3 protein-coding genes and 1 pseudogene are annotated in these 5,915 nt (G+C 71.1%); 3 read left to right on the top strand and 1 reads right to left on the bottom strand.

From position 1 onward, the window contains the following. The coding region (locus G6R24_RS17310) for an HNH endonuclease signature motif containing protein (protein ID WP_163550264.1) at window positions 1-1,021 on the top strand (1,021 nt) is incomplete at its 5' end. 223 nt (window positions 1,022-1,244) lie between these two features. On the opposite strand, the pseudogene G6R24_RS17305 reads toward G6R24_RS17310, so the two are convergent. Beyond that, window positions 1,245-2,827: pseudogene (locus tag G6R24_RS17305) on the bottom strand (AlkA N-terminal domain-containing protein). A 323-nt stretch (window positions 2,828-3,150) separates the two neighbouring features. On the opposite strand from G6R24_RS17305, the gene G6R24_RS22675 reads away from it, so the two are divergent. Together G6R24_RS22675 and G6R24_RS22670 are read left to right on the top strand one after the other, a co-directional pair. Further along, complete coding sequence (locus G6R24_RS22675; RefSeq protein ID WP_225438655.1) at window positions 3,151-4,659, top strand: Hsp70 family protein; 1,509 nt, start codon at window positions 3,151-3,153, stop codon at window positions 4,657-4,659. Between the two features lie 116 nt (window positions 4,660-4,775). Beyond that, window positions 4,776-5,807: a substrate-binding domain-containing protein gene (locus G6R24_RS22670; protein WP_225438654.1), complete on the top strand. Its 1,032-nt coding sequence runs from the start codon at window positions 4,776-4,778 to the stop codon at window positions 5,805-5,807. Window positions 5,808-5,915 lie beyond the last annotated feature (108 nt).

The following is a 5,915-nucleotide window of genomic DNA, read 5'->3' as shown; positions in this document are numbered from 1 at the left end:
CCTCGGCGCGTGCCTGTCGTCCGCGGAAGGCGGTCGGCAGGTGGCTTTCGCGGTGCGGGTGGTGCGTCGGCTGCCAGGGGCGGTGAAGGCGCTGTATGACGGAGCGATCGATCTGGCGCGGCTGGTGGCCTTGGACCGGTTGACCGCTCAGCTGGCCGATGAGCTGGTGGATGCGGTGGCGGCTCCGGTCTTGGCGAAGGGTGGCCGCCCGAGCCTGGCCGCGTTCGAGCAGGCGGTCCGTCGGCGGATTCTGCGGGTGGATCCGCACGGGTCGCAGCAGCGAAAGGAAAAGGCCGAGGAGGGCAGGCGGGTGGAGATGCGGGCGGAGCCGGACGGCATAGCCCGCCTGGCCCTGCTGCTTCCAGCGGAACAGCTGTGGGCGGTGTGGGCGCGGATCAGCCACCTGGCCCGAGGGATGAGGGCAGGTGATGGGCGGAGTTTTGATCAGCGTCGGGCAGATGTGGCTTACGGTCTGTTGATGGGGGCGGATCTGGGTCGGGTCCCGGTCGAGATGCAGGTGATCGTGCCGGTGGAGACGCTGCTTGGGCTCGCCGAAAATCCGGGAGAGATTCCGGGTCTCGGTCCGATCCCGGCGGAAGTGGTGCGGCAGATGAGCGAGGAGCCGCTGTGCACGTGGCGGCAGATTCTCACCCGCCGAGACAGCGGTGAACTGGTGGATGTGTCAGATCGGCGTTTTCCGTCGGCGGCGCTGGCCCGCAAGGTTCGGGCGCGGAACACCACCTGCACGCTGCCCGGATGTGACCAGCCGGCGGTCAGCGCGGATATTGATCACAGCGTTTCCTGGGGTGACGGCGGTAAGACTCGGGAAGGCAATCTTGCGCCGGTCTGCCGACGTCATCATCGAATGATGGGTCGCCGAAAGCGCCGTCCCAGCCCGATGAACGAGTCACGCCGGCCCGCCGGCTGGCAGATGCAACAGGGCGCGCCCGGCCACATCACCTGGACCACTCCCACCGGTGCTCAGCACCACACGCACCCTGATAACTACACAGCGGAATAGGTTCGCGTCGGCTCGGTGAAGATGCCCGGCCAATGGGTGGCGATCCAGCCCGTTGGCCGGGCGCCGAGACGCTCGGTGCGTCGGGCTCTGCCGCATGTGCGTGGGCACCTGATCGGCTTCCGCCTCGGGAGGTCGGCCGATGCTGCGTGCAGGCGGATCGATGGGTGTTCACGCCGCCGGAGTCAGCCCTCGGACCACCTTGACCGTGGGGGTCGCGGCTGAGTCATGCGGTTGCCGCGCGAGGCTGGTCGGGCATCCGGTTGATCGGGTGGTCGCTGGTCGCCCACAGGTACTGGACGGCGTAGCTGCGCCAGGGGCGCCAGGCGGTCGAGTGGGCACCGAGGCCGCCCGCGCTGGTGGGCAGGCCGAGGTCCGCGGCAGCGCGCCGTACACCGAGGTCGGTGGGGAGGAAGGCGTCGGGGTCGCCGAGGGCGCGCATGGCGATCGACTCGACCGTCCACGGGCCGATGCCGGGCAGAGCGGTGAGTTGGACGCGGGCGTCTTGCCAGTCGGCTCCCGCGCCCAGATCGATGGTGCGCTCGGCGAGCGCTTCGACGAGAGCGGTGAGCGCGATGCGGCGGCTGCGGGGGAAGGCCAGCGCGGCCTCGTCAAGCCCGGGCAGCCCATCGGCGAGGTCACGCATCGTGGGGAACAGATGGGTCAACGCGCCGCCGAGGCCGTCGACGCGTGGGCCGAGGGCCTCAACCAGACGGCGAGCGTGGGTACGGGCCGCGGCGGTGGAGACCTGTTGGCCGAGGATCGCGCGCACGGCGAACTCGTCCGGGTCGGGGGTGCGCGGTACCCGTCGGCCGGGGGCGGCGTGCACCAGCCGGGCGAGTGTGGGGTCCTCGGCGAGGTGGGCATCGACGGCGACCGGGTCGGCGTCCAGGTCGAGCAGTCGGCGGCAGCGGCTGATCGCCGTCGACAGATCCCGCAGGTCGGTGAGGGTGAGCTGGCAGGCGACATGGTCGGGCCGCGGCCGCAGCGCCACCGCCGCGGGGCCGTGCGGCAGGCGCAGGGTGCGGTGAAAGGCGCCGTCGCGCCACTGCTCCACCCCGGGGATCGCGGTGGCCGCCAGATGCCCGAACAGGTTGTCCGGGCACAGCGGTACGCGAAACGGCAGGCGTAGGGACAGCGTTCCTACCGGCCGCATGGGTACGGCGAGCCCCGTGCTGTGCGCCGGGCCTGCCGGCTGGCTGGACTCCGCCGACCCGGGAACCGTTACGAGCGGGATGGGGGCGCGGGCGGCGCGGTGACGCAGTTCGGTGGGGGAGAGCGCGAAGATCTCCCGGACGGCGTCGTTGAACGCCCGGATGCTGGCGAAACCGGCGGCGAAGGCGACATCACCCATCGGCAGGTCGCTGGTTTCGATCAGCAGGCGCGCGGTCTGCGCGCGCTGCGCCCGAGCGAGCGCCAACGGGCCGGCGCCGAGCTCGGCGAGCAGCTGTCGTTGCACCTGGCGGGTGCTGTACCCGAGCTGGGCGGCGAGGCCGGGCACGCCGTCGCGGTCGACCACCCCGTCGGCGATCAGACGCATCGCTCTGGCCACGAGATCGGCGCGGACATCCCACAGGGGCGAACCGGGACTCGCGTCCGGTCGGCAGCGTTTGCAGGCTCGGTACCCGGCCTGCTGGGCGGCCGCGGCACTCGGGTAGAAGTGCAGGTTCTCGATGCGGGGGACGATGGCGGGGCAGCTCGGACGACAGTAGATATCCGGGTGCTGCGCACGGCGGTGAAGAACCAGCCGTCGAAGCGGGAGTCCCGGGACCGCACGGCCCGCACACAGCGCTCGGCGTCGTCGTACATGTCCTCCAGCATCGTCGCAGGCACGGCTGGATCCGCGCGGAAAAACGACGTCTGCCTCGGTGGACCGGTACATCCGACGGGACCGGCGGGTGCGCGGGTCCGGTGAGCTCGACGGGCGTGGCGGGGCGGTTCAGAATGATCGCGACATTTTGTGTCCGACACCGGACATGCCGGTTTGTCTTCCACGGTGTCTACGATGAGCGGACCAGCGGTCAGGGAGATCGTCGCTGGTCGGGCGCGTGTTTCCTGGGAGGGGGCGGGCCCCGCGAACACGTGGCTCAGGAGTCGCGGTGGGATATCAGCTCGGCATAGACGTCGGATCCGTGCACACGATCGTTGGTATCGCTGACGGCGGCTGGCCGCGGGTACTCGAACTCGGCGGGCAGCGGCGGTTGCCGTCCGTGGTGTATGCCGCGTCGGGCGGAGGCCTGCTGTTCGCCCGGGCGGCGGCGCGCCGGGCGCGGACCGATCCGGACCGCGCGGCCACTGACCTGCTGCGTCGCCTCGGTGACGAGGGCCAGGTCGTGCTCGGCGGCGCGGCCTACCGCAGGGAGTCATTGCTCGGCCGGCTGGTCGCCCACCTTGTCACCACCGCCGCGCAGCAGCTTGGCGGTCCACCCGACCAGGTGGTCGTCACCCATCCGGCGTTCTGGCCCGCCTCGCGGCGCGAGGCGTTCACCGAGGCGGTAACCCAGCTCTCCGGGCTGGAGATGCCGGTGACCGCCGTGGCGGCCGCCGACGCGATGGGCACGCTCCTGGCCCGCTCGTCGGTCACCCAGACCGTCGACCTGGTCGGCTGGTACGACCTGGGCGCCGGCTTCCTCGACACCGCGGTGCTGTCCTTCTCGCCGTTCGGCTTCCAGGTCGTCGGTACGGCGGCGGGTATGCGTCACGGCATCGGCATCGACCTGGACGGGCTGCTGGTCGACCAGGCGCTGACCCACGCCGGTATAGACCCCCAGCGGGTCGACCGGTCGGATCCGGCGACCAGGCTGGCCCTGGCCCAACTGCGTCGCGACGCCGCGCAGGCCAAGGAGGTGCTGGCGGAGGAGGCCGAGGTCGACCTCACCGTGGCGTTGCCCGGGGTGAGCACGGCGGTCACGCTCACCCGCGCGGAACTCGAGGCGCTCACCACTCCGACGATCGACGACACGGTGGGCGCGTTGCGCCGGGCGCTGCGGTCGGTCCCGGCCGAGCCGGCCGATCTGTCCCGGATTCTGCTCTCCGGCGGCGTCGCCTACCTGCCGTTGGTGTCGCGACGGCTACGTGAGGCTTTTCCCGCGCTGCGTCGGATCGAGCACCGCTCCGACGCGGATCTGGCGATGGGCGCGGCGCTGCTGGCCGCCGACTTCTCCGATCGGGCGGCGCGGGCCGGCGGCGGCGTGTTCGGCGGCGAGCCGGTGCAGGATCCCTATGACGTGACGGCGGTGATTCGTCCACCGGACGCGGCGAGCCTGAGCTCACTGCCGCCGTTCATGTCCGGCGGCGGCACCACCCCGCTTGGCCGCACGGGTGGACGAGGCGACGTGCCGGGGACGGCGGCTGGCGTGGCTGCGGCCAGCGCCGCCATGGCCGCGGCCAGCGGGGGAGCACCCACGGACGCGGTGACGATGGCGGCGGCTGAATCCGCTGCTGGGTCCGCGCCGACCGCGCCGGCGGGTACCGCGGCGCATGGTGGTGATGCCGGGGCTACCGCGATCGTGCCTGGCATCGATGCGGCAACCATGCGGTGGGCCGGTGGTCCCGGGACTGGCGGGCCGTCGGAGCCGCAACTGGCGAACCTGGCTGGTGCGGGGAGCGCCGCTGGTCATGGTGCCGCGCTGGGTCCGTAGCCGGCGCCGCGGAGCAGCCTTGGGCAGGGGCAGGGGCAGGGGCAGGGGCAGGCGGCGGCGGTGCCGGCGGTGGTGCGGCTGGCAGCGGCGGCGGGATCTTCGGTTCGCGCCGGACGATGGTCGCCGCCGCGGTGGCCGCGGTCCTGTTCGTCGTCGTGGGAACGACCGCGGGAGTGCTGCTCACCAACCGTGACTCCGGGTCCGAGCCGACGGCGGTGGCGTCCGCGGGTCCGTTCCCCACCACCGATCCGATTCCGAAGACGGTCAGCCCGTCGCCAGAGCCGCCGGCGGCCGCGAACCTGGTCCGGATCGCCGGGTCGTCCGAAGTCGGGCCGATCTCGGAGACCGCCTACAACGAGTTTCGCCAGACCCAGCGCAACGTGACTGTCAGTGTGGAGTCGAGCAGCACCGAGGATGGCTTCAACGCCCTGTGCAGCGGCAAGGTGGAGCTGGCGGACGCGTCCTTCGAACCGAACCCGGGATCGCTTGACGATCCGTCCTGCGCGAAGCGCCTGGTGGGGTTCGAGGTCGCTCACCACACGCTGCCGATCGTGGTGAATCCGCAGAACACCTGGCTGCGTCGCCTGACCCTGAAGCAGGTGCGACAGGTCTGGGGCGCGAGCTCCACGGTGACCCGGTGGAACCAGGTCAATCCGTCCTACCCGGACGAGCCGATCACCTTTTTCGGGCCGTCGCGCAACTCGGTGCAGGCTCAGGTGTTCAACGCGACGATCAGCGACGCGAGCGACAAGTCCCGGTCCTACGCGCAGCAGTCCGACCTTGGCCGGGTGGCCAACGACGTGGCCGGTGAACGGCTGGCCATCGGATTCCTCGACTATCCGACTTTCGAGACGTTCGGCAACCGGCTGCGCGGAGTGGAAATCGACAACGGTGAGGGCTGTGTCGCACCCACCGCCGCCGCCGTCGGCACTGGACTTTACCTACCTCTGTGCAAGCCGCTCTACGTCTACGCTCTGCCCGAGTCGTTGCGTAAGCCGGCGACCGCCGCCTTCCTTTCGTACTTCCTGCAGAACGGACGGAAGATCGCGTTCGACGCGCACTATGTGCCGCGTACGGACGAGACGGTGAACGAGAACATCGCGCGGCTGAAGACCCTGACGCAGGGGGTGGCGCCGGTGCCCGCCTGACACGGGACCGTCGCCACCTGGCCCACCGACGGCCCGCCCATCACGGGGCCGTCGGTGGGCCGTCTTACGCCACGGAATGAATGATCGTGCAGGAATAGGTTCCGACGA

The organism is Candidatus Frankia nodulisporulans (assembly GCF_902806475.1).
GTDB lineage: Bacteria > Actinomycetota > Actinomycetes > Frankiales > Frankiaceae > Frankia > Frankia umida.
Note: the sequence above shows the minus strand (reverse complement) of the source record. Positions and strands in the feature narration are given on the sequence as shown.

Bases quoted from the DNA above. Each gene is read 5' to 3' on its own strand.
- G6R24_RS22670 (WP_225438654.1), top strand. From the start codon at position 4,776: ATGGTCGCCGCCGCGGTGGCCGCGGTCCTGTTCGTCGTCGTGGGAACG.